Raw genomic sequence first — 23,460 nt, forward strand, 5'->3', positions numbered from 1 at the left:
GCCCGGGGCGCTTCCTAGTAGTCGTTCACCGCCGGCTGGGTGACGGTCGTGCCGGACTGGCCGAGCGTCTCGTCGTAGATGGCGCTCCAGGTCTCGCTGCCGTCGGTCAGCATGCCGTTGACGAAGTGGCGCAGGGCGTCGTCGTCCTTGGGCAGGCCGATGCCGTACAGCTCGGTGCTGAAGGGCTCTCCGACGACCTTGAGCTCGTCGGGCCGCTGAGCGGCGTAGCCGATCAGGATCGCGCCGTCGGTGGTGACGGCGTCGACGGTGCCGTCGGCGAGCGCGTCCACGCACTGCGAGTACGTGTCGAACTCCTCGGTCTTCACCTCGGGGTAGTTGGTGCGGATGTTCTGGATCGGGGTGGAGCCGGTGGCCGAGCACACGGTGGTGTCGGCGGTGAGGTCGTCCGGTCCGGTGATCGTGTCGTTGTCGGCCGCGACGAGCAGCTGCTGGCCGGTCTCGAAGTAGGGTCCGGCGAAGCCGACCTGCTCCTTGCGCTTGTCGGTGATCGAGTAGGTGCCGACGTAGTAGTCGATGTCGCCGTTCACGATCGACGCCTCGCGGTTGGCCGACGGGATCGCCTTGAACTCGATGGCGTCGGCCGCGAAGCCGAGCGAGGCGGCGGTCCACTTGGCGATCTCGATGTCGAAGCCGGAGCGCTCGCCGGTCGCCGCGTCGAGGTAGCCCAGCCCCGGCTGGTCCTCCTTGACGCCGATGACGACCTTGCCGTCCGCGGTCATCGCGTCGAAGGTCGGGCTGCCCTCGAGAGTGACGTCGGAGGCGACCTCGTACGCGGAGGTCCCTCCCTCGGAGCCTCCACCGGCGCCGCCGCCGGCGGTCCCGGAGTCGCCGGAGCAGCCGGCGAGGGCGAGGGTCGCTGCTGCGAGTCCCGCGGTCATGAACATGAGCCTGGTGCGCATGATCGTCCTTCCTGGGGTTCGGCCCGCCGGAGCGGGCGATGTCGGGTCGGCTCCCGGGTCACGGGTCCGACCTGCCTGGTGGCTGCTGATCGCGCTTCTAGTGCGTGATGAGCTTGGAGAGGAAGTCCTTGGCCCGGTCGGTGCGGGGCGCGGTGAAGAACGACTCCGGGTCGGTGTCCTCGAGGATCTCGCCGTCGGCCATGAACACGACGCGGTCGGCGGCCTTCCGGGCGAAGCCCATCTCGTGGGTCACGACGATCATCGTCATCCCGTCCTTGGCGAGCCCGACCATCACGTCCAGGACCTCGTTGATCATCTCGGGGTCGAGCGCCGAGGTCGGCTCGTCGAACAGCATCACCTTGGGCTTCATCGCCAGCGCCCGCGCGATCGCGACGCGCTGCTGCTGCCCGCCGGAGAGCTGGGCCGGCGTCTTGGCGGCCTGGTGGCCGACGCCGACCCGGTCGAGCAGCGCCGTGGCCTGGGCCTCCGCGTCCTTGCGGGAGAGCCCGCGGACCTTGATCGGGCCGAGGGTGACGTTCTCGAGGATCGTCTTGTGCGCGAACAGGTTGAACGACTGGAAGACCATCCCGACGTCGGCGCGGAGCGCGGCGAGGCCCTTGCCCTCCTCCGGGAGCTTCTGCCCGTCGATGGTGATGGTGCCGCCCGAGATCGTCTCGAGCCGGTTGACCGTGCGGCAGAGCGTCGACTTGCCGGACCCGGAGGGGCCGAGGACCACGACGACCTCGCCCCGGTGCACCGTCAGATCGATGTCCTTCAGAGCCTGGAAGTCGCCGTAGTGCTTCTGCACCCCGGAGAGGACGACGAGGGGTTCACCGGCGGGAGCGGCGGCGCGCTCGTCTTGCGGGGCTGTGACCATGCCGTCAGAGAAGCACACGGGGATGGGCCGGTCAAATCATGAGGGAATTCTTAACCGAAGGGTAACAACGCGCCCTGTTCTCCAGGTTCGCGGCACCCTCGGCCCGGTTCCTCTCAGGAACGCAGCGCGAAGGCGCTCTCGTACAGGCAGACGGAGGCCGCGGTCGCGAGGTTGAGCGACTCCGCCGCCCCGTAGATGGGCACCGCGACCACGCCGTCGACGAGGGCGAGCGACTCGTCCTCGAGGCCGCGCGCCTCGTTGCCGAAGACCCAGACGGTCGGCTGGGCGAGGTCCCCGCGTGCGCGGACGTCGAGCAGGTCCTCCCCCTTCACGTCGGCCGCGACGGAGCGGAGGCCCACGCCGCGGAGCCGGCCCAGCACGTCGGCGAGGTCGGCGCCGACCGCGACCGGGAGGTGGAAGAGCGAGCCGGTCGTGGAGCGCACGACCTTGGGATTGTAGAGGTCGACCGAGCGGCCGGACAGCACGACCGCGTCAGCACCGGCGGCGTCGGCGGCACGGATGATCGTGCCGAGGTTGCCCGGGTCGCGGACCTCCTCGAGCACCGCCACGAGACGCGGCTCGGAGGCGACGACGTCCTTGAGCGACGTGGGGAACTGACGGCAGACCGCGACGAAGCCCTGCGGAGTGACGGTGTCGGCCATCGCGTCGAGGACGTCCTCGGTCACGTACTCGATCTCCACCTCCGCCTCGGCGGCGGCGGCGACGATCTCGGGGTGGCGCTCCAGAGCTGTCGGAGTCGCGAACGACTCGACGATCAGCTCCGGGCGGTACTGCAGCGCCTCGGAGAGAGCCTGCGGGCCCTCGAGGAGGAAGAGCCCCGTCTCGAGCCGGGCCGGGCGGCGGGTGAGCTTCGCCACGGAGCGGACACGGGGAGAGCGGGGGTTGTCGAGCATGCGGCGAGCCTATCGGCGCGGTGATCGCCGCCCCCGCAGACACGGCGCGGGAGGGCCTGCGGACGACGGAGGGGGCCGCGACCTCTCGGTCGCGACCCCCTCCGGGAAGCCGTGCTGACTACGCTGCGGCCTTGGGCGCCGAGGTGTCGGCGGGCAGCGCGCTCTTCGCGGTCGCGACGAGCGAGGCGAACGTGGCCGGCTCGGTGATCGCGAGGTCCGCGAGGATGCGGCGGTCGACCTGGACGCCGGCCAGGGCGAGGCCCTGGATGAAGCGGTTGTAGGTCAGGCCGTTCGCGCGGGACGCGGCGTTGATGCGCTGGATCCAGAGACGACGGAACTCGCCCTTCTTGGCGCGGCGGTCGCGGTACGAGTAGACGAGGGAGTGGGTGACCTGCTCCTTCGCCTTGCGGTAGAGGCGCGACCGCTGGCCGCGGTAGCCCGAGGCGCGCTCGAGGATGACGCGACGCTTCTTGTGGGCGTTGACGGCCCTCTTCACTCTTGCCATTGCTGTTTCTTCCTATCGATCCGTGTCGGCTGAGTAGCGACCACGCGGCGCAGCGGGCTGCGCCGGCGGTGGGCTACAGACCGAGAAGCTTCTTGGCGACCTTGGCGTCCTGCGGGGCGAGGACCTGGTCCTGGTTGAGGCGGCGCGTGCGAACGCTGGACTTGGACTCCAGGTTGTGACGCATGCCGGCCTGCTGCTTCATGACCTTGCCGGAGCCGGTCACCTTGAAGCGCTTCTTGGCACCCGAGTGGGTCTTCATCTTGGGCATGTTCTCTCCTTGTGAACGTCACTCCGCGCTCGGCGGGGCGAAACCGGTGCCCCGCGAGCGGGGCGTCCACCGGCCCCGAGGCCGGGGCGGCGAAGTACTAGACGGACTCGGCCTCGGCCGTGTCCTCGGGGGTGTTGGCCTCGCGACGAGCGGCGCGGACCGCATTGGCCTCGGCCTTCGCCTCGGACTTGTTCTTCAGCGGGCCGATGACCATCACCATGTTGCGACCGTCGATGGTCGGGGTGGACTCGACCTGGCCGAACTCGGCGACGTCCTCCGCGAAGCGCTGGAGCAGGCGGACGCCCATCTCGGGGCGCGACTGCTCGCGACCGCGGAAGAGGATCATCGCCTTGACCTTGTCGCCCGCCTTGAGGAAGCCCTCGGCGCGCTTGCGCTTGGTCTCGTAGTCGTGCTTGTCGATCTTCAGGCGGAAACGGACCTCCTTGAGGATCGTGTTCGCCTGGTTGCGACGGGCTTCCTTGAGCTTCTGAGCCTGCTCGTACTTGAACTTCCCGTAGTCCATGATCTTGGCCACGGGCGGCTTGGAGTTGGGGGCGACCTCGACCAGGTCCAGGTCTGCGTCCTGCGCGAGTCGCAGGGCGACCTCGATCTTGACGACGCCGACCTGTTCTCCTGCGGGACCCACGAGGCGGACCTCGGGGACGCGGATACGGTCGTTGGTACGGGGATCGCTGATTGCGTTTCTCCTCTGATCTCGGTGAGTGCAGCTGCGCTGCCGGAGTCTTCTCCAGCGCACCCGAGAGAGGTGATCGTCCCGTCCACGTCGTGCCTGCAGCACGGCGCTCGCACCCTGTGACGCGGTTCCCGAGGCGGACCTCGAGAGCCGCAGCCCTGCCTCCGGTGGCCTGATGACCCTCGGGGGCGGAGTGCTTCTGACCCGGTAACCTTGTGAAGCGGTCAAGCGCGGGTGGGAGAATCTCCACTTTCGAACCGAGGACATGCCTCGGAGCCCGGACAACCATAGCAGACCAGCGGCCCGCCCGACAGAGCGAATCCGGCCGCCCTCGATCCTCTGCTGCGGCGACCGCGCCCCTCCACCACGGACGACGAACGAAGGACCCATGGCCCAGTACGACGACGACTACACGCGACGATTCGGCGAGGACGGCGGAGCCTCCGACGTGGAGGCCGCGCGCGACATCGCGGAGGTCCCGGCGGTGGAGATCATCACCACCGCCGCCGTGCACCTGATGAGCGCGGCCGCCGTCAAGTGCGGGCTCGCCGACGAGCCCGGAGCGCAGGTCGACCTCGACGAGGCGCGCAAGCTCATCAGCGCGCTCGCGGGCCTGGTCACGGCCGGGGCGCCCGACATCAGCGACATGCACGCCCGGAGCCTGCGCGACGGCCTCCGCACCCTCCAGCTCGCGTTCCGTGAGGCGTCCCCGATCGCCGACCCGATCGGCAAGGGCCCGGGCGAGAAGTGGACCGGCCCGGTCACCTGATCGGGAGTCAGCGGGCGGCGGCGAGCTGCAGCGTCATCGAGTCGACGCGCTGCGCGACGGTCTCGTCGGCCGCCCACCGCTCCCCCAGGCGCGCGACGAGGGCGCCGAGCGCGTCCTGATCGAGCCCCGGGCGCAGGCTCAGGACCACCACGAGCTCGGGGCCCGCGAGGCGCTGCTCCGGGTCTCCCGCGCGCACCTCGAGCGAGGCGACCGCCCGTTCCCCCTCCGCAGCCGCGCGCAGAGCCCGGAGCACCTCCGCATCGGCGGGGGCCGGCCGCCAGGCGCCGCCCTCCGCGATCGCCCAGAGGGCCGGGCGCCGGACCGCGAACTCCCGCTCGGACGCGGGGTCGAGGACCATCACCTCGGTGCCCTCCGCGACGGCCGCCAGGGCCGCGCGGCGCCCGTCGACAGGGACGGGACGGGCGGCCGGGTCCCACCGGCGCATGCTCTCGACGCCGCTGAAGACGGGGAGCACCGTGCGGCCGTCGGGTCCGGCGACCGTGACGATCGCGAGCTCCTGCGTCTTGTCCGCCCGGAGTCCCCCGACTCCCTCGGCCTCCTCGCCGAGGCGGGCGACCAGCGGGATGAGCAGGCGGGACGTGCGTATCGCGTCGACCACGGCCTCCGGGCCGCGAGTGCCGCGGGCGAAGGACTCGAGCGCTGCGACCAGCGGCTCAGGGGCGCTTCCGTCGTCCTCCGGTGCTGCGCTCGGCTCGAAGTGCCGGCCCGCCCAGGGGGTGCCGGCCGAGTCGGTCAGATGCGCCGGGAGCGGGCGGGGCTCACTCGGATGCGACATCCAGGGCCTCCGCGAGCGTGAACGCGCCCGCGTACAGCGCCTTGCCGACGATCGCGCCCTCGAGCCCCTGGGGCACGAGGTCGCGCAGAGCGGCGATGTCGTCGAGGTTCGAGATGCCGCCCGAGGCGATCACGGGGCGGTGGGTGCGGGCCATGACCTGCTCGAGGAGCTCGAGGTTCGGGCCCTTGAGCGTGCCGTCCTTCGTGACGTCGGTGACGACGTAGCGGGTGCAGCCGGCCTCCTCCAGGCGGTCGAGGACCTGCCAGAGGTCGCCGCCCTCCTTGGTCCAGCCGCGCGCGGCGAGCGTGGTGCCCCGGACGTCGAGCCCGACGGCGATCTGGTCGCCGTACTGCGCGATGACGCTCGCGGCCCACTCGGGGTTCTCGAGCGCCGCGGTGCCGAGGTTGATGCGCTTCGCGCCGGCGCTCAGCGCGGACTCGAGGCTGCGGTCGTCGCGGATCCCGCCGGAGAGCTCGACGTTGACGCCCTTCACCTGCCGGATGACCTTCTTCATGATGCCGTGGTTGTCGCCGCGGCCGAAGGCGGCGTCGAGGTCGACGAGGTGGATCCACTCCGCGCCCTGGTCGGCCCAGTCGCCCGCGGCGTCGATCGGGTCGCCGTAGTTGGTCTCGGTCCCGGCCTCGCCCTGCGTGAGCCGCACGGCCCTGCCGCCCGCCACGTCGATCGCGGGCAGGAGGACCAGGCCCGGGGCCTTGGTGAACTCGCTCATCGTCATCCTCAGTCTCGGAGCCGGTGCCGGCCCCTGGAGGCGCCGACCACCGGCCGATCCTAGTTCGTGCGGAGGGTGCCCAGCCAATTGGCCAGCAGCCGGAGCCCGGCGGCCCCCGACTTCTCGGGGTGGAACTGCGTGGCCGAGAGCGGCCCGTTCTCGACCGCGGCGATGAAGGGGCCTCCGTGATCGGCCCAGGTGACCGCGGGACGCGGGAACGGGGGCATCACGTCGAGCGACCACTCGCGGGCGCCGTAGGAGTGCACGAAGTAGAAGCGCTCCTCGGCGATGCCGTCGAAGAGCACCGAGCCCTCGGGAGCGGAGACGGTGTTCCAGCCCATGTGCGGGACGACCTCGGCCGGGAGGAGGTCGACCGTCCCCGGCCACTCGCCCAGGCCCTCGCTCTCGACCCCGCGCTCGACGCCGCGCTCGAAGAGCACCTGCATCCCGACGCAGATGCCCAGGACGGGGCGCCCGCCGGCGAGGCGCTTCTCGATGATCTCGCCGCCGCGGGCGCGGGTCAGCGCCGACATCACCGCGTCGAAGGCGCCGACGCCGGGCACGAGGAGGCCGTCCGCCTCCAGCGCCCTCTGCCGGTCCCCCGTCAGCTCGACGTCGGCCCCGGCGAGCTCGAGCGCCTTGACGGCGGAGTGCACGTTCCCCGAGCCGTAGTCGTAGACCACGACGGAGGGGCGGGCCGAGCTCACAGCGCGCCCTTCGTCGACGGCACGCCGGAGACGAGCGGATCGAGGGTCTTGGCCTGACGGAAGGCGCGGGCGAACGCCTTGAACTCCGCTTCGGCGATGTGGTGCGGGTCCCTGCCGCCGAGCACCGTGACGTGCACGGTGAGGCCGGCGTTGAAGGCGATCGCCTCGAAGACGTGGCGCACCATCGACCCGGTGAAGTGACCGCCGATCAGGTGCAGCGCGAAGCCCTCCGGCTCGCCGGTGTGCACGAGGTAGGGGCGCCCCGAGATGTCGACGACGGCCTGCACGAGCGCCTCGTCGAGGGGGACGAGCGCGTCGCCGAAGCGGGAGATCCCGGCCTTGTCGCCGAGAGCCTGTCGGATGGCCGTGCCGAGCACGATGCCGATGTCCTCCGCGGTGTGGTGGATGTCGATCTCGATGTCGCCGCGGGCCCGGACGCGCAGGTCCGTGAGCGAATGCTTCGCGAACGCCGTCAGCAGGTGGTCGAAGAAGGGCACGCCGGTCTCGAGATCGGCGACGCCCGTGCCGTCGAGGTCGAGGGAGAGCTCGATGCTCGACTCGCTGGTGGCACGGCTGAGGGAGGCGGTGCGCCCGGGTGCGGCGCTCGGGGAGGTCATGCCTCCCAGTCTATTCGCGCCGCGTCGCCGCCCCCGGGCGGAGCTCACTCGCGCGAGAGCGCCACCGCGGGGTCGGCCGACGGTGCGGGGAGGGAGGCGAGCGCCTCGAGGAACGCGGTCGTCTCCTCCTCGGTGCCGGCGCTGACACGGAGGTGGTTCGGGATGCCGACGTCGCGGATGAGGACGCCGCGGGCGAGCAGGCCCTCGAACACGGCGGCCGGATCCGCGACACCGCCGAAGAGGACGAAGTTGCTGCCGGTCGCGTACGGGCGGTAGCCGAGGGCGCGCAGGCCGTCGATCATCCGGTCGCGCTGCACGATGATCTCGCCGACCATGGCGAGCATCTCGTCGGCGTGAGCGAGGGCGGCGGTCGCGGCGGCCTGGGTGAGGGCCGACAGGTGGTACGGGAGGCGGACGAGGCGGAGTGCGTCGATCACCGCGGGGTCGGCGGCGAGGTAGCCCAGGCGGACACCGGCGAAGGCGAAGGCCTTGCTCATGGTGCGGGACACGAGCAGGTGCGGTCGCCCGGGGAGGAGGCTCAGCGCGGTGGGCGCGCCCCTGCCCGCGAACTCGGCGTACGCCTCGTCGACGACGACGATGCCGTCGGTCGCGTCGCAGACCGCCTCGATCACGGCGAGGTCGAGCGGCGTCCCGGTCGGATTGTTCGGAGCGCAGAGGAAGACGATGTCGGGCCGGGCCCGGCGCACCTGCTCGGCGGCGTACTCGGCTCCGATCTCGAACTCCGCCTCGCGCGGAGCGGGGATCCACTCCGTTCCGCTCCCCGACGCGAGGATCGAGTACATCGAATAGGTGGGCGCGAACCCCAGCAGCGAGCGCCCCGGACCGCCGAACGCTTGAAGGACGTGCTGGAGCACCTCGTTCGATCCGTTCGCAGCCCACACGCCGTCCGCGGTGAGCCCGTGACCGAGGTAGCCGGCGAGGGAGTCGCGCAGCTCTCGGAACTCGCGGTCGGGGTACCGGTTGACGGTGCGCAACGCCTCCGAGACCCGCCCGACGATGTCGGCGATCACGTCGTCCGGGACCGGGTGGGTGTTCTCGTTGACGTTGAGGGCGACGGGCACGACCGCCTGGGGTGCGCCGTACGGGTGCTTGCCTCGGAGGTCGTCGCGGAGGGGCAGGTCGTCGAGAGTCGTCACCAGGGAATGGTAGCGAAGCGCCCGACGCGGACGACCGGGCAGCCCGGCTCAGCGAGCGGTGTCGTACTCGGCCGGGACGGCGAGGCGCTGCCCGGGCTCGACGCCCGCGCTCGAGAGCTGGTTGAGGGAGAGGATGTCGTCGACCACGTCGCGCGGGTCCGCCTGCGGGGCGAGCTCCTCGGCGAGCGACCAGAGCGACTCGCCCGCGTGGACGGTGACGTACTGGAACTCGACCACAGCGGCGTCGCTCGACGCGACCGCTCCACCGCCGTTGAGCCCGAAGGCGAAGGCACCCGCGACGATCGGCAGGGCTCCCAGAGCGGCCACCACGGCGCGGCCGCGGCGCGTGAGGCGGAGACGGGTGCGGACGATCCGCGCCTCGCCGAACGCGTTCATCGGCTCGGGAGCGGACGGCAGGACCTCGACGGGCCGGGCCGCGGACGAGCGCTGCAGCGGGCGGGAGGTGAGCTGTGCGGTCATGGGATCGCTCCTTTCAATAGGGATTCGGAGAGGCCCTCGGCCGGGAGGGCCGCCCCGAACGCCTGTACCGAACATATCTTCGAACGACGGAGCGGTCAAGGGACCGTCCGGCTGATCCGCGGGCGTACTCGCGCGCGACACACTCGAACGAATGTTCCGAGTCGGGAGTTCCGGCGGATACAGTTTCGAGAGCCTGGTCGTAGTACAGCAGCGACCACCGACATTCCTTGTCGGGTCGCGACCGGGCGGGCGCGCACGCGGCGTGCGCACCGGGAAGAGGGAGCATCGTGAGCGACGCGCAGAGGGCCGGGACCCCGGCCGCCAAGACGAAGGCGGCCGCGGGCCGGCGCCGGAAGAGCCTGAGCGCCAAGCAGCTCGCGATCCTCGACGCGATCCAGCGCTCGGTGTCGAGCCGCGGCTACCCGCCGAGCATGCGCGAGATCGGCGACGCGGTCGGCCTCGCCTCGCTGTCGAGCGTCACCCACCAGCTCAACCAGCTCGAGCTCAGCGGCTATCTGCGCCGCGACCCGAACCGGCCCCGCGCCCTCGAGATCCTCATCGACGTCCCCAGCTCGACGGAGGACGACGGGTCGTTCGAGTCGACCGCGACGGTCGGCGACGCGGCGATGGTCCCTCTCGTCGGCCGCATCGCGGCGGGCGTGCCGATCATGGCCGACCAGCAGATCGACGAGGTGTTCCCGCTTCCCCGGCAGCTCGTCGGCAAGGGCGAGCTCTTCATGCTCAAGGTCGTCGGCGAGTCGATGATCGACGCCGCGATCTGCGACGGCGACTGGGTCGTGGTCCGCTCGCAGCGCACCGCCGAGAACGGCGAGATCGTAGCGGCCATGCTCGACGGCGAGGCCACCGTCAAGGTGCTGCGCCAGCGCGACGGCCACACCTGGCTGCTGCCCCGCAACTCCAACTTCGAGCCGATCCTCGGCGACGAGGCCGAGGTGCTCGGGAAGATCGTGGCGGTCCTCCGCTCGGTCTGACACCGGGAACGCAGGAGGGGCCCGACCGGCGTGCAGCCGGCCGGGCCCCCTCCTGCGTTCGACGGGCACCGGCGATCGGGGCGCGCGCCCCTCCGTCGCGGTCACGGGAAGGCGGAGGAGGGCCGCCGACACGAGATCGCCGAACCCTCCGGCCGCCGGAGCGGGTCGATGGTGCGGGTCGCCGCACCCCCTCCCGGATGCGCCGAGCGCCCGCCTCCCTGACGGGGAGACGGGCGCTCGGGTAGTGGCGATCAGGCCTGGACGGCCGCGCGCGGAACCGCGAACTCGGTGAGCGAGCCCGCCAGATCGGCGTGCACGAGGGCGACCACGTGGGTGCCGCCCTCGACGTACTGCGTCGACAGGATCCGGCCGCTGCGGTGCAGATGCGAGATCACGTCGCCCCGGTCGTACGGCACGAGCAGGTCGATCTCGACGTCCGGCTCGGGCAGGATCTCGGCGATCCGCGCCTCCAGCTCGTCGATGCCCTCGCCGCTGCGTGCCGACACGAAGACCGCGTCGGGAGCGAGACCGCGCAGCACCAGCCGCGTGCCCTCGTCCACCAGATCGGCCTTGTTGAAGGCGATGATCTCGGGGATGCTGCGGGCGCCCACCTCGCCGATCACGTCGCGCACGGTGGCGATCTGCCCGGCCGGATCGGGGTGGGAGGCGTCCACGACGTGGACGATCACATCGGAGTCCGCGACCTCCTCGAGCGTCGACCGGAAGGCCTCGACGAGCTGGTGCGGAAGCGCTCGCACGAAGCCGACCGTGTCGGCGAGCGTGTAGAGGCGCCCGTCCTTCGTCTGGGCCTTGCGGACGGTGGCGTCGAGAGTCGCGAAGAGCGAGTTCTCGACGAGGACGCCCGCGTGCGTCATCCGGTTCAGCAGGCTCGACTTGCCGGCGTTCGTGTACCCCGCGATCGCCACCGAGGGGACGGCGTTGCGCTTGCGGTTCGCGCGCTTGGCCTCGCGGGCGGGCTTCATCGCCGTGATCTGCTTGCGCAGGCGCGCCATGCGGGTGTGGATGCGGCGACGATCGAGCTCGATCTTCGTCTCACCCGGACCGCGCGAGCCCATTCCGGCTCCCGCGCCCACCTGGCCGCCGGCCTGGCGGGACATGGACTCGCCCCAGCCGCGCAGTCGCGGGAGCAGGTACTCGAGCTGCGCGAGCTCGACCTGCGCCTTGCCCTCACGGCTCTTCGCGTGCTGGCTGAAGATGTCGAGGATCACCGCGGTGCGGTCGATCACCTTGACCTTCACCACGTCCTCCAGCGCACGCCGCTGGCTCGGTGCGAGCTCGGTGTCGGCGACGACCGTGTCCGCGCCGAGGGCCGCGACGAGCCCCGCGAGCTCCTGGGCCTTGCCCTTGCCGAGGTAGGTGCTCGGATCGGGGTGCGGGCGGCGCTGGAGCAGGCCGTCGAGGACCGTCGCTCCCGCCGTCTCCGCGAGCGCGGCGAGCTCGTGCAACGAGTTCTCCGCGTCCTCCAGCGAATTCTGCGAGTACACGCCGATGAGCACGACGTTCTCCAGGCGCAGCTGGCGGTACTCGACCTCCGTGACGTCCTCGAGCTCGGTCGAGAGGCCGGCGACGCGTCGCAGCGCCTGCCGGTCGTCGCGGTCGAACTGCTCGCCGTCGCTGTTCTCGCCCTCGTGGCCGGCGCTCTGCAGCGCCTGGGCTCCACCCGCGACGAAGCGCGAGTACCCCGCCGAACGCGACTGCGCGTTCGCCAGGACCCTCGAGACGACGTCCACGGCCTCGGTCGTGTCGGTCTCGTTCAGGTCTTCCGTCATCCGGATAACACTAACTCCTCAGGTCTTGATAGGTTCACTTCTCATGGCCGCCGAGCACTACTTCTCGAGTACTCCCGACGGCGACCTCCGGCCCCGCAGGATCCAGGCCCGCCTGGCCGGCCGCGACCTCGAGGTCACGACGGCAGGAGGGGTGTTCAGCCCCGGTCACGTCGATCTCGGCACACGCGTCCTGCTGGACGCGGTGCCCGACGCCCCCGCTGACGGGGACCTGCTGGACCTCGGCTGCGGCTGGGGCCCGATCGCCCTCGCGCTCGCCCTCGCCTCCCCCGACGCCCGGGTGTGGGCGGTCGACGTCAACCAGCGGGCGCTCGAGCTGGTCCGTCGCAACTGCGAGGAACTCGGCGTCCTCAATGTCAACGCCGTGCTGCCCGAGGATGTTCCCGACGACGTCCGCTTCCGCACCGTGTGGTCGAACCCGCCGATCCGCATCGGCAAGGAGGAGCTGCACCTCCTGCTCGAACGCTGGCTGCCGCGGCTCGAGGAGGGCGCGGACGCCTGGCTCGTCGTGCAGCGCAACCTCGGCTCCGACTCGCTCCAGACCTGGCTGGGCGCCGCGTTCGCCGGGCGGCTCGACGTGGAGCGCGTCTCCTCGGCGAAGGGCTTCCGCGTGCTGCGGACGACCCGCCTGGCCTGACCGGGTCCTCAGTCGATCCGGATCGTCCCGGTGAAGACGAGGTCGGCCGGGCCGGAGAGCCCGACGTGCTCGCCCTCCTCCGCCGCGAACATCGTCACGCCGAGCGTGCCGCCCGGGACCTCCACGCGCCAGGCCTGCGGAGCGCGCGCTCCCGCCCAGTAGCGCACCGCCAGTGCCGCCGCCGCGGCACCCGTGCCGCAACTCAGGGTCTCGCCGCTGCCGCGCTCGTGCACGCGCATCCGGATCCGCCCGATCCCGTCGTGGACCAGGGGCTCGCCGGGAACCACGAACTCGACGTTCGCGCCGTCCTCGAGCTCCGGGTCGAGCTGCGGGATGTAGGAGAGGTCGGCGGAGTCGAGCTCCTCGTCGTTGCTGAGGGCGACGACCACGTGCGGATTGCCGAGGTCGATCCCGAGACCGGGGCGCGCGACCTTGAGCTCCTTCGCCCGCACCAGGGGCTCGCCGCCCGCCAGCTCCCAGCGGCCGAGGTCGACCTGGAACCCGGCACCGCTGCGGGTGACGTCGCGGACGCCGGCGCGGGTGCCGATCGGCAGGGTGTCGCCGGGCTCGAGCGCCGCGAGGCCGCCCGCGAGCAGGAACGCGGCGTAGACGCGGATGCCGTTGCCGCACATCTCGGCGATCGAGCCGTCGGCGTTGCGGTAGTCCATGAACCACTCCGCCTCGCTCTCCTCGGCCAGAGCCGCGGCGCCCTCCAGGATCGCGCGGGAGCGGACGGCACGGATGACGCCGTCGGCGCCGACGCCGAAGTGGCGGTCGCAGATCATCGCGATCTGCGCGGGCGAGAGGTCGACCTCACCGTCCGGGTCGCTGAAGAGCACGAAGTCGTTGCCGGTGCCCTGGCCCTTGGTGAAGTGCAGCTCGATCGTCATGGCGCACAGCCTAGCGAGGAGCGGGAGCGGCGGCCTGGGCGGCGGCGTGCGCCCGCGACACCAGGTCCGGCGCGTCGTACGGGAGCCGGTGGGCGCCGGCGTAGCGCCGGAACCAGCTGTTCTGCCGACGTGCGTAGCGGCGCGTGAGCGCCTGCGTCGCCGCGATCGCCTCCTCCTCGCGGAGGACGCCGGCACGCTGGGCGAGCGCCTGGGCGTACCCGATGGCCCGCCCGGCTGTGACGCCGCGCTCCAGGCCGAAGGGGACGAGCCGCTCGACCTCGTCGAGCATCCCGGTCGCCCACATCCGCTCCACCCGCCGGTCGAGGCGCTGCACCAGCTCCTCCCGCGGAGCCTCGAGGAACAGGATCGAGGCGGGGCGCCACCGAACCGGCTCGTCGGACATCAGCGCGCTGTGCGTGCTCCCGCCGGTGAGCTCCGCGATCTCGAGCGCGCGGACGATGCGCCGGGCGTTGTGCGGACCGATCCGCTCGGCCACTCCGGCGTCGATCCGGCGCAACCGCTCGACGAGGGCGCCCAGGCCCTCCCGCTCGGCGGTCTCCTCGAGCCGGCGCCGGACGGCCGGGTCGGTGCCCGCGAACGAGAACTCGAAGACGACGCTGGAGACGTACAGACCGGAGCCCCCGACGAGGATCGGCGTCGCCCCGCGCGCCAGCACGCTCTCGATCACGCGCCGCGCCTCGCTCTGGTAGCGGGCGACCGACGCCTCCTCCGTCACGTCGAGGACGTCGAGCAGGTGGTGCGGGACGCCCCGACGCTCGTCGGCGGGCAGCTTCGCGGTGCCGATGTCCATCCCGCGGTAGAGCTGCATCGCGTCGGCGTTCACGATCTCAGCGGCGCCGCCGTCCTGCCGGATCGCCTCGGCGAGCTCGAGCGAGAGGTCGGACTTGCCCGTGCCGGTCGCGCCGACGACCGCGATGAGCTCCGGCGCGGTATCGGGGGCTCCGGTCTCAGCGCTCGCCATCGAGGGCGTCGTAGATCGGCGTCGTCAGCGTGCCGGCGTCGCGCACGCGCAGCGACGGCAGGCCCAGCGAGACCCGGGGCGCCCCGCTCCCGCCCGGGGCGGCCGGAACTCCGCAGGACTCGGTCTGCGCCCGGTCCCAGGCGTCGCCCGCGCGGGTGCGGCGGATGCGGAGCGGCGCGCCGTCGGGCGAATCCGCCAGGAGGTAGAAGGGGGCGGCACGGGTGACCCGGACGGAGACCACGTCTCCGGGACGCGGCTGCTCGGAGCCCTCGGGCACGTCGAAGTGCACCAGACGGCTGTCCTCGGCGCGTCCGCTCAGCCGGTGCGTCTCCGTGTCGCGACGGCCCTCGCCGGTCGCGACGAGGACCTCGACCTCTCGGCCGACGACTGCGCGGTTCTCCTGCTCGCTGATCGCGTCCTGCAGGGCGACGAGCCGCTCGTAACGCTCCTGGACGACCGCCTTGGGGATCTGGTCGGGCAGCGTCGCGGCCGGGGTGCCGGGCCGGATGGAGTACTGGAAGGTGAAGGCGGAGGCGAAGCGGGCCGCCTCGACCACCCGCAGGGTCTCCTGGAAGTCGGCCTCCGTCTCGCCGGGGAAGCCCACGATGATGTCGGTGCTGATCGCCGCGTGCGGGATGCGATCGCGCACCCGGTCGAGGATCCCGAGGAACTTCTCGGAGCGGTAGGAGCGGCGCATCGCCTTGAGGACGCGGTCGGAGCCGGATTGGAGCGGCATGTGCAGCTGCGGCATCACCGCCGGCGTCTCGGCCATGGCGTCGATCACGTCGTCGGTGAAGGCCGCGGGATGGGGGCTCGTGAAGCGGATCCGCGCGAGCCCGTCGATGGTGCCCGCCGCGCGGAGCAGCTTCGAGAACGCCTGGCGATCGCCGAACTCGACGCCGTAGGAGTTCACGTTCTGGCCGAGAAGGGTGACCTCGATCGCGCCGTCGTCCACGAGCGCCTGGATCTCGGCGAGCACGTCGCCGGGGCGCCGGTCCTTCTCCTTGCCGCGGAGCGAGGGGACGATGCAGAAGGTGCAGGTGTTGTTGCAGCCGACCGAGATCGAGACCCAGCCGCTGTAGGTCGAGTCGCGCTTCGTGGGGAGCGTGGAGGGGAAGACATCGAGCGATTCGAGGATCTCGAGCTGCGCCTCGTCGTTGTGGCGGGCGCGCTCGAGCAGGCTGGGGAGGGCGCCCATGTTGTGCGTGCCGAAGACCACGTCGACCCACGGGGCACGGTCGAGGATGACGTTCTTGTCCTTCTGCGCGAGACAGCCGCCGACCGCGATCTGCATCCCCTCGTGGCGGCGCTTCACCGACGCGAGGTGGCCGAGGTTGCCGTAGAGCTTGTTGTCGGCGTTCTCGCGCACCGCGCAGGTGTTGATCACGACGACGTCGGCCTCGGCTCCATCGGCGGACACGTAGCCCGCCGCCTCGAGCGAACCGCTCAGCCGCTCGGAGTCGTGCACGTTCATCTGGCACCCGAACGTACGGACCTCGTAGGTCCTCGGCCGGGTCTCGGCGACGGGCGACGGGGCGGTACCGAGCGTGCTCATGGTGTGGGATTCTACGCTCCGGTCGGACCGCTCCCGGGCCGCCGTGTCAGCGGAAGCGGACGCTCGACCCCGGCTTCCGGATCGTCTCGCGGACGACGCGCTGCACGAGTCCGCCGGCGTAGCCGCGGCGCGCGAGGAATCCCGTGAGTCGGCGCTCGGCGACCTCGTCGGAGAGCGAGCGCAGGCTCGGCAGGCGCTTGCGCGCGAGCTCGAGCGCCGTGCGGTACTCGTCGTCGCCGTCCAGCTCGTCGAGCGCTGACGCGATCGCCTCGGGGTCGATCTTCCGCGCGCGCAGCTCCTGCTGGATGGAGGAGCGGCCGAGCTTCTTGCGGTCGCGGAGCGAGACGACCAGCTGCTCCGCCATGCGGAGGTCGTCGAGGTAGCCGAAGCGCGTGAAGCGCTCGAGGATCTCGAGGGCGTCCTTCTCGGCGACGCCCTCCGTGTAGAGGCGCGCCTCGACCTCGGCGACCGAGAGGCTCTTGCGGGAGAGCCCCCGTACGATCCGATCCGCGACCTGCTCGGGATCGATCTCCTCCGGGATCTCGATCGCGTCGTCGTCGTCCTCGTCGTCCGCGTTCTCGACGAACGCCGGCGCGCGCCGGGCGACATGAGCCGAGAGCTCGGCGATCCGCTCGGAGGCCGGAGACGCGGCGCCGCCGACGGCCGAGCCTCCCGACTCTCCTCCGACCGTCCCGGGCGCACTGGTACGCGGCGTCCCGGCTCCGGACGGCTCCGGAAGCGACCCGGCCCCGTCGGCGTCCGGCGCCGCCGGAGCCCAGCCCTCGTCGCCCGCCGCACCCCGGTCGACCCAGGGCAGGAAGGCCACGGGGCGGCCCTTCGCCCCCTCCGCGGCCTTCTCCGCCACGGGCTAGGCGCCCTTGCGCACGGGCTGCTTGGTCTCGATCGCGACCGGCGCGGCCTCGACGGCCGCGTTCGGGTCGACGATCACGCCGAGCTTGACCAGGATGCGCTTCTCGATCTCGGCGGCCACATCGGGGTTGTCGATGAGGAACTGGCGCGCCTTCTCCTTGCCCTGGCCGAGCTGGTCGCCGTCGTAGGTGTACCAGGCGCCCGACTTGCGGACGATCTCGTGCTCGACGCCGAAGTCGATCAGGCTGCCCTCGCGGGAGATGCCGACGCCGTAGAGGATGTCGAACTCGGCCTGCTTGAAGGGCGGGGCCATCTTGTTCTTCACGACCTTGACGCGCGTGCGGTTGCCGACCGCGTCGGTGCCGTCCTTCAGCGTCTCGATGCGGCGGATGTCGAGGCGGACCGACGCGTAGAACTTGAGCGCCTTGCCGCCCGCCGTGGTCTCGGGGCTTCCGAAGAAGACGCCGATCTTCTCGCGCAGCTGGTTGATGAAGATCATCGTGGTGTTCGTGGTGTTCAGTCCGCCGGTCAGCTTGCGCAGCGCCTGGGACATGAGGCGGGCCTGCAGGCCGACGTGGGAGTCGCCCATCTCGCCCTCGATCTCGGCACGCGGCACGAGGGCCGCGACGGAGTCGATCACGATGAGGTCGATCGAGCCCGAGCGCACGAGCATGTCGGCGATCTCGAGCGCCTGCTCTCCGGTGTCGGGCTGCGACACGAGGAGGGAGTCGATGTCGACGCCGAGCTTCTTGGCGTACTCGGGGTCGAGCGCGTGCTCCGCGTCGATGAAGGCGGCGATGCCGCCGTTGCGCTGCGCGTTCGCGATCGCGTGCAGCGTGAGGGTGGTCTTTCCGGAGGACTCGGGGCCGTAGATCTCGACGATGCGGCCGCGGGGGAGCCCGCCGATCCCGAGCGCGACGTCGAGCGCGATCGAACCGGTCTGGATCACCTCGACGGGAGCGCGGTCGTCGCTGCCGAGGCGCATGACGGCGCCCTTGCCGAACTGGCGGTCGATCTGGGCGAGTGCGGTCTCGAGGGACTTCTCGCGGTCGGAGGAACTGGGCATGGCCGTCTCGCTCTCGTGTTCGTGGTGGTGTCGCCTACAGGCTGTCGCGACATGCCGGTGGCTGTCGGAGTGACAGTGCCGGCCGGCTGCGACAAGGCGGTGAAGCAGGTCCGTTCAGGTGTCTCCGACGGTACGCCCGACCACCGACATCGGGGCCGAGCGAGAGCGACTCCGTGGAGACGGGGCCGTTCCTGCTTCTGTGGAGGAGCCTAGTCCCGTTCGAACACGGATTCGAGCACGAGCCGTCGGCGTGTCGAACACGGCTTCGGCGACGGGAGCGTCAGCGGTGGCGCTTTCGCGGATCCACGCCGTGCCACCGGGCCTCCGGGATGTCGTTGGCGCGGCAGAGGGCGAGCCAGACCTCGCGCGGCTCCGCTCCGTCCGCGAGGGCGCGCTCGGCGGTGCGGCCCCCGAGCTCGGTCAGCACGAGGTCCGAGACCAGGACACGGGCATAGGCGCCGCCGAACTCGTCGTCCACCAGCTGCCGGAACTCGCTCAAGCGCATGCGTCCACGGTAGCCGCTGCCCGGAGGCCGCACTCCCCCGGGAACGCCGAAGGGCGCCCGGCCGGAGCCTGGGCGCCCTTCGCGTGGAACGGGTGCGGTGAGTGGAGGGGACGGGGGCCGACTACTGCGTGACGAGGTCCGCGTCGAAGCCGGCGACCATGTCGGCCGGGATGGTGTCGGGGATGGTGTCGATGCCCTCGATGACGGCGAGACGATCGCCGACCTCGCGCATGATCACCGAGATGGGGGTGTCGAGGGCGTCGGCGACAGAGGCGAGGATCTCCGAGGAGGCCTCCTTCTGACCGCGTTCGACCTCGCTCAGGTAGCCGAGCGCAACGCTCGCCTTGCTCGCCACCTGACGGAGCGTACGACCTTTCTGCAGGCGAAAGTCCCTGAGGACATCGCCGATCTCCTGACGAACTAGAACCACTGGACCCTCCTTCTCCACGTCAACCGCATGTCGTGCACCTGCACCGCGAGCACGAGCGCCGGAGATTCCGGAGCGGGTGATCGGGGGGCTGGGACGAGAGAACCGGATAGCTGTTCACTACCCGGTTCGTATGGTGTCGACTCTAATACCGGATGACTGGACTTTGCGTGTGAGCGACACCAGTTGTAACCGGGCCGCAATGCGGCGCATTCCGATTCCCGGAGGGCCCTCGCTGGGTATCCGCCTCATGCGCCGCGGGAGATCAGCTCCGCGCCGAGGGCGAGAGCCGCGTCGACCGAGGCGGCGCGGATCGCGGCGCGGTCGCCGTCGAACCGGTGCTCACGCACGAGCTCGTCCTCGCCGAGGACGGCCGCCACGAAGACGGTGCCGACGGCCGCATCCCCCTGCGGATCCGGACCGGCGACCCCCGTCGTCGCCAGGCCGAGCGTCGGACGCCCGTCGGCTGCGAGCCGCGAGGACGCTCCGCGCGCCATCTGCACGGCGACTCCGGGATCGACGGGCCCCCGCTCGCCGAGGACGCGCGCGTCGACCCCGAGGAGCCGGTCCTTGAGGTCGGTGGCATAGCTCACCACTCCCCCGCGGTACACGGCGGAGGCGCCGGGCACCTCCACGAGGGCGGAGCTGAGCGCGCCGCCGGTGAGCGACTCCGCGACGGCGAGGTCGACACCCCGCCGCCGGAGCTCGGCGATCAGCTGCGCGGCCGTCACCGCGTCGACCGGGCGGCCCGGCTCTGGCGGGCGGCGTCGGCGAGGTAGTCGATCCCGGTGGCGACCGTGAGCACCACCGCGGCCGTCATCGTGATCCCGTTCAGCCAGTGGACCCACTCGCCGAGGACGGCCCAGAGCGGCAGCAGAGCGAGGGAGATCGCGATCGACTGCACGATCGTCTTGAGCTTGCCGCCCCGCGACGCGGGGATCACCCGGTCCGAGAGCACGGCCATCCGGAACACGGTGATGCCGATCTCGCGCACCAGGATGACGATCGTCACCCACCACGGCAGCTCCGCGAGGATCGAGAGCCCGACGAGCGCCGCGCCGGTGAGCACCTTGTCGGCGATCGGATCCAGGAGCTTGCCGAGATCGGTCACGAGGCCCCGGCTCCGGGCGATGTGCCCGTCGATGCCGTCCGTGGCGATCGCGACGATGAAGAGGAGCGCCGCGGCGATCCGGATCCCGCCGTCCTGCCCCCCGTCGGCCAGCAGGAGCCAGAAGAAGACGGGCGCCAGCAGGATCCGGACGACCGTGATCGCGTTCGGCAGGTTCCAGTTGCCCGACGCGGCCGGAGCCGGTGCGGTGGGGTGGGTCATCGTGCTCCGCCGTTCCTCGCAGTGCGGGCGACCGGGACGGTCACTCGCGTCCCGTCAGCGTCCAGGCGTCCTCGCCGGACCCCTCGTCGTCGTCGTGGTAGTCGGTGGCGGCGGGCCCCGTCGGCTCGGCCAGCGGATCCGCGTACGGGTCCGGGGCGACCGAGGACGGCGCGGCCGGCCCCTCGCCCGGGTCCTCGCCGCGCATCCGCGCGAGGACGCCCGGCAGCTGCTCGGCGGTGACCAGCACGTCGCGGGCCTTCGACCCCTCGGAGGGGCCGACGACCTCGCGCGACTCGAGCAGGTCCATCAGTCGGCCGGCCTTGGCGAAGCCGACGCGGAGCTTGCGCTGCAGCATCGAGGTCGAGCCGAACTGCGTGCTGACGACGAGCTCGGCCGCCGCGATCAGCAGCTCGAGGTCGTCCCCGATGTCGGAGTCGATCTCCTTGCGCTGCGCCTGCACGGTGATGTCCTGGCGGTACTCGGGCTGCGCCTGACGGGTGACGTGCTCGACGACCTTCGCGATCTCGTCCTCGCGGACCCAGGCGCCCTGGACGCGCATCGGCTTGTTGGTGCCCATGGGGAGGAAGAGGCCGTCGCCCTGCCCGATGAGCTTGTCGGCTCCCGGCTGGTCGAGGATGACCCGCGAGTCGGTCACGCTGGTCACCGCGAAGGCGAGGCGGCTGGGCACGTTCGCCTTGATGAGGCCGGTCACCACGTCGACGCTCGGCCGCTGCGTGGCCAGCACGAGGTGGATGCCCGAGGCGCGCGCGAGCTGGGTGATGCGCACGATCGAGTCCTCGACGTCGCGCGGGGCGACCATCATCAGGTCGGCGAGCTCGTCGACCACCACGAGGAGGTACGGGTACGGCTTGAGGACGCGGCTGCTGCCCGCGGGGAGCTTGATCTCGTCCGCGCGGACGGCCGCGTTGAAGTCGTCGATGTGACGGAACCCGAACGACGCCAGGTCGTCGTAGCGCATGTCCATCTCCTTCACGACCCACTGCAGCGCCTCGGCGGCCTTCTTGGGGTTCGTGATGATCGGAGTGATCAGGTGCGGCACTCCGCCGTAGATGGTGAGCTCCACGCGCTTGGGGTCGATCAGGACCATCCGCACGTCCTGCGGGCGCGCGCGCATCAGCAGGCTCGTGATCATCGAGTTGACGAAGCTGGACTTGCCGGAGCCGGTGGAGCCGGCGACCAGGAGGTGCGGCATCTTGGCGAGGTTCGCCACGACGTAGCCGCCCTCGACGTCCTTGCCGACGCCGATGGTCATCGGGTGCGTGGACGTCGTCGAGGCCGGCGAGCGGAGGACGTCGCCCAGCGAGACGATCTCGCGGTCCGTGTTGGGGATCTCGACGCCGATCGCGCTCTTGCCCGGGATCGGGGAGAGGATCCGGACCTCGTTGCTGGCGACGGCGTAGGAGAGGTTCTTGCTGAGCGCGGTGACGCGCTCGACCTTGACGCCGGGGCCGAGCTCGATCTCGTAGCGGGTGACGGTCGGGCCGCGGGAGAAGCCGGTGACCGTCGCGTCCACGTTGAACTGCTGCAGCACCTCGGTTATGGCGCGGACCATCTCGTCGTTGGCCGCCGAGCGCGCCTTGGAGGGCGTGCCCGTCGAGAGGGCGGCCGCCGAGGGGAGGCGGTACGGCGCGTCGTCCTCGAACGAGGAGTCGAAACCGGCGGTCGGGTCCTCCTCGGCGAGGGGCGCGATCGGGCCGGTCTCGATGACGGGCGGGATCGGGACGGCGGGCGCCACGTCGAGGCGGTCGAGCCGGATGACCTCGGTCGCGTCGTCGTCGACCACACCGGTCGCGCCGCGGGGAGCGCCCGTCTGCTCGAAGCGGGCGAGCGCCGCCTCGGCGGTCTCGGCCTCGGCCAGCACCTCGGTGGCGTAGGAGCGGGTCGGCGGGTGGGCCTCGTCGTCGCGCTCCTCGAGCGCGGTGTCGAAGCCCTTCGCGCGGCCGCGGGCCGGCGCGGCGCCCTCGATGACCTCGGTGAAGGAGTCGATCGGAAGCTCGGTCTGCACGGTCGGCTCGTCCTCGCGCCCGGACTCGGTGCGCCGCCACCAGGGCAGCCCTCCGCCGTCCTGCTGCGCGTCCTCCTCCTGCTCGGCCTCCGCCTTCGCCGCGGCCTTCGCGGCGGCCCGCTCGGCCTTGAGGCGGGCGCGCTCCTCGTCGTCGAGCACGGGGGCGCCGAAGAGGTAGCCGTAGAGCTCCCGCGAGCGCGCGCCGATGCGGTTCGGCGGGGTCTTGGTGATGATGAACAGCGACAGCAGGATCACGAGCGACAGCAGCACGGTCGCGCCGGGGACGGTGGCGATCGCCGCGAGCGGGGCGCCCACCAGCCAGCCGAGGACGCCTCCCGCTGCCGCCATGGTCTCGATTCCCTGGCCGGGCTGCGGCAGGCCGAGGTGCGCGTGGCAGATGCCGGCGGAGGCGACGAGCAGCGTGATGACGCCCACGCCGATCCGCCCGTTGTCGTCGACGGACCGGGGGTGCCGGAAGAGCCAGAGGGAGAAGAGGAGAAGGACGACCGGCAGCACGTAGGCGACCCGGCCGAAGAAGCCGCCGAAGCTCCACGCGTCGAGCACCAGGGCGACCGGGTCGGTCGCGAGGAACCACTCGACGACCGCGCCCGCGACGGCCAGCAGCAGCAGCAGGAAGGGGACGCCGTCGCGGCGCTCCTCCTTCGCCAGCCGCTCGGGACCGAGGGCGCGCGCGGCGCCGCCCGCGAGGTGGGCCAGCGCCATCCAGAGCCGCACGGCGGGGTTGGTGCGCGGGGCGGACTCGAAGGCCACCGTCTTCGTCTCGGCGGCCGCCTTGCCCGAGCCCCGGCCGGATCGCGGCGCGCCGGAGCGCGGAGTCGCGCTGCCGCGCCCGCGCGAGGTCGTCTTGGTACTGGTCGCCATGAGGCCACCGTACCCGCCGCCCCCGTCAGGGCCGGTGACCCGCGCCGCGACGGCCG

26 protein-coding genes are annotated in these 23,460 nt (G+C 71.7%); 3 read left to right on the forward strand and 23 right to left on the reverse strand.

Going from position 1 to position 23,460, the window contains the following annotated elements; all coding sequences use genetic code 11:
* Positions 1-14: 14 nt before the first annotated feature.
* The 6 genes from C5C44_RS06290 to infC all read right to left on the reverse strand — a co-directional run bounded on the left by C5C44_RS06290 (position 15) and on the right by infC (position 4,130).
* Positions 15-920: a glutamate ABC transporter substrate-binding protein gene (locus C5C44_RS06290; protein WP_181065688.1), complete on the reverse strand. Its 906-nt coding sequence runs from the start codon at positions 918-920 to the stop codon at positions 15-17.
* Between the two features lie 97 nt (positions 921-1,017).
* Complete coding sequence (locus tag C5C44_RS06295) at positions 1,018-1,797, reverse strand: amino acid ABC transporter ATP-binding protein (RefSeq protein WP_104224489.1); 780 nt, start codon at positions 1,795-1,797, stop codon at positions 1,018-1,020.
* A gap of 113 nt (positions 1,798-1,910) precedes the next feature.
* Entirely contained in the window at positions 1,911-2,711 is an 801-nt protein-coding gene (locus C5C44_RS06300; protein WP_104224488.1) for an RNA methyltransferase, read from the reverse strand.
* Between the two features lie 118 nt (positions 2,712-2,829).
* A complete protein-coding gene (gene rplT, locus C5C44_RS06305; RefSeq protein WP_104224487.1) occupies positions 2,830-3,216 on the reverse strand; it encodes a 50S ribosomal protein L20 in 387 nt (128 codons plus the stop codon).
* Positions 3,217-3,289: 73 nt separating this feature from the next.
* Positions 3,290-3,484 (reverse strand): 50S ribosomal protein L35, encoded by a 195-nt coding sequence (gene rpmI / locus C5C44_RS06310; RefSeq protein ID WP_055793295.1) that lies wholly within the window; start codon positions 3,482-3,484, stop codon positions 3,290-3,292.
* Between the two features lie 97 nt (positions 3,485-3,581).
* A complete protein-coding gene (infC, locus tag C5C44_RS06315; protein WP_374952931.1) occupies positions 3,582-4,130 on the reverse strand; it encodes a translation initiation factor IF-3 in 549 nt (182 codons plus the stop codon).
* A gap of 436 nt (positions 4,131-4,566) precedes the next feature.
* Between infC and C5C44_RS06320 the strand changes: the two genes are divergently transcribed.
* A complete protein-coding gene (locus C5C44_RS06320; protein ID WP_219814428.1) occupies positions 4,567-4,947 on the forward strand; it encodes a DUF1844 domain-containing protein in 381 nt (126 codons plus the stop codon).
* A gap of 7 nt (positions 4,948-4,954) precedes the next feature.
* On the opposite strand, the gene C5C44_RS06325 is transcribed toward C5C44_RS06320, so the two are convergent.
* Genes C5C44_RS06325 through C5C44_RS06350 form a run of 6 tightly spaced genes read right to left on the reverse strand, consistent with a single transcriptional unit; the run spans position 4,955 to position 9,434 of the window.
* Positions 4,955-5,743: an SseB family protein gene (locus tag C5C44_RS06325; RefSeq protein ID WP_104335542.1), complete on the reverse strand. Its 789-nt coding sequence runs from the start codon at positions 5,741-5,743 to the stop codon at positions 4,955-4,957.
* Positions 5,727-6,473, reverse strand: a complete 747-nt coding sequence (gene priA, locus C5C44_RS06330; protein WP_104224506.1) for a bifunctional 1-(5-phosphoribosyl)-5-((5-phosphoribosylamino)methylideneamino)imidazole-4-carboxamide isomerase/phosphoribosylanthranilate isomerase PriA — start codon at positions 6,471-6,473, stop codon at positions 5,727-5,729. The genes C5C44_RS06325 and priA overlap by 17 nt, the downstream gene beginning before the upstream one ends.
* 59 nt (positions 6,474-6,532) lie before the next feature.
* A complete protein-coding gene (gene hisH / locus C5C44_RS06335) occupies positions 6,533-7,180 on the reverse strand; it encodes an imidazole glycerol phosphate synthase subunit HisH (protein ID WP_104224485.1) in 648 nt (215 codons plus the stop codon).
* A complete protein-coding gene (gene hisB / locus C5C44_RS06340; protein WP_104238636.1) occupies positions 7,177-7,797 on the reverse strand; it encodes an imidazoleglycerol-phosphate dehydratase HisB in 621 nt (206 codons plus the stop codon). The genes hisH and hisB overlap by 4 nt, the downstream gene beginning before the upstream one ends.
* 44 nt (positions 7,798-7,841) lie before the next feature.
* On the reverse strand, positions 7,842-8,957 hold the full coding sequence (locus tag C5C44_RS06345; protein WP_104335543.1) for a histidinol-phosphate transaminase: 1,116 nt from the start codon (positions 8,955-8,957) through the stop codon (positions 7,842-7,844).
* 45 nt (positions 8,958-9,002) lie between these two features.
* Positions 9,003-9,434 carry a LysM peptidoglycan-binding domain-containing protein gene (locus C5C44_RS06350; protein ID WP_308471038.1) on the reverse strand — a complete coding sequence of 144 codons (432 nt, stop codon included), beginning with the start codon at positions 9,432-9,434 and terminating at the stop codon, positions 9,003-9,005.
* A gap of 287 nt (positions 9,435-9,721) precedes the next feature.
* On the opposite strand from C5C44_RS06350, the gene lexA reads away from it, so the two are divergent.
* Entirely contained in the window at positions 9,722-10,426 is a 705-nt protein-coding gene (lexA, locus tag C5C44_RS06355) for a transcriptional repressor LexA (RefSeq protein WP_104224482.1), read from the forward strand.
* 251 nt (positions 10,427-10,677) lie between these two features.
* Here the strand turns inward: lexA and hflX are convergent, their stop codons facing one another.
* Positions 10,678-12,216: a GTPase HflX gene (hflX, locus tag C5C44_RS06360; protein ID WP_104224481.1), complete on the reverse strand. Its 1,539-nt coding sequence runs from the start codon at positions 12,214-12,216 to the stop codon at positions 10,678-10,680.
* Between the two features lie 43 nt (positions 12,217-12,259).
* On the opposite strand from hflX, the gene C5C44_RS06365 reads away from it, so the two are divergent.
* Entirely contained in the window at positions 12,260-12,871 is a 612-nt protein-coding gene (locus tag C5C44_RS06365; RefSeq protein WP_104224480.1) for a class I SAM-dependent methyltransferase, read from the forward strand.
* A gap of 8 nt (positions 12,872-12,879) precedes the next feature.
* On the opposite strand, the gene dapF is transcribed toward C5C44_RS06365, so the two are convergent.
* The 10 genes from dapF to C5C44_RS06415 form a co-directional block, all read right to left on the reverse strand.
* Positions 12,880-13,761, reverse strand: a complete 882-nt coding sequence (gene dapF, locus C5C44_RS06370; RefSeq protein WP_104335544.1) for a diaminopimelate epimerase — start codon at positions 13,759-13,761, stop codon at positions 12,880-12,882.
* Between the two features lie 10 nt (positions 13,762-13,771).
* A complete protein-coding gene (gene miaA, locus C5C44_RS06375; RefSeq protein ID WP_104262716.1) occupies positions 13,772-14,743 on the reverse strand; it encodes a tRNA (adenosine(37)-N6)-dimethylallyltransferase MiaA in 972 nt (323 codons plus the stop codon).
* Complete coding sequence (gene miaB / locus C5C44_RS06380; protein WP_104335545.1) at positions 14,730-16,298, reverse strand: tRNA (N6-isopentenyl adenosine(37)-C2)-methylthiotransferase MiaB; 1,569 nt, start codon at positions 16,296-16,298, stop codon at positions 14,730-14,732. Before miaB ends, miaA begins: the two co-directional genes overlap by 14 nt.
* Positions 16,299-16,344: 46 nt before the next feature.
* Complete coding sequence (locus tag C5C44_RS06385) at positions 16,345-17,124, reverse strand: regulatory protein RecX (protein ID WP_181132746.1); 780 nt, start codon at positions 17,122-17,124, stop codon at positions 16,345-16,347.
* 42 nt (positions 17,125-17,166) lie between these two features.
* Entirely contained in the window at positions 17,167-18,234 is a 1,068-nt protein-coding gene (gene recA / locus C5C44_RS06390; protein WP_104224475.1) for a recombinase RecA, read from the reverse strand.
* 280 nt (positions 18,235-18,514) lie between these two features.
* Positions 18,515-18,739: a DUF3046 domain-containing protein gene (locus tag C5C44_RS06395; protein ID WP_104267091.1), complete on the reverse strand. Its 225-nt coding sequence runs from the start codon at positions 18,737-18,739 to the stop codon at positions 18,515-18,517.
* A 121-nt stretch (positions 18,740-18,860) separates the two neighbouring features.
* Complete coding sequence (locus C5C44_RS06400) at positions 18,861-19,169, reverse strand: helix-turn-helix domain-containing protein (protein WP_068207524.1); 309 nt, start codon at positions 19,167-19,169, stop codon at positions 18,861-18,863.
* A gap of 245 nt (positions 19,170-19,414) precedes the next feature.
* Positions 19,415-19,897 (reverse strand): CinA family protein, encoded by a 483-nt coding sequence (locus C5C44_RS06405; RefSeq protein ID WP_104224473.1) that lies wholly within the window; start codon positions 19,895-19,897, stop codon positions 19,415-19,417.
* Complete coding sequence (pgsA, locus tag C5C44_RS06410; protein WP_104226303.1) at positions 19,894-20,496, reverse strand: CDP-diacylglycerol--glycerol-3-phosphate 3-phosphatidyltransferase; 603 nt, start codon at positions 20,494-20,496, stop codon at positions 19,894-19,896. The genes C5C44_RS06405 and pgsA overlap by 4 nt, the downstream gene beginning before the upstream one ends.
* 40 nt (positions 20,497-20,536) lie before the next feature.
* Positions 20,537-23,404, reverse strand: coding sequence for a DNA translocase FtsK (locus C5C44_RS06415; RefSeq protein ID WP_104335547.1), 2,868 nt, complete (start codon positions 23,402-23,404; stop codon positions 20,537-20,539).
* Positions 23,405-23,460 lie beyond the last annotated feature (56 nt).

The organism is Rathayibacter sp. AY1F6 (genome assembly GCF_002932035.1).
Taxonomy (GTDB): Bacteria; Actinomycetota; Actinomycetes; order Actinomycetales; family Microbacteriaceae; genus Rathayibacter.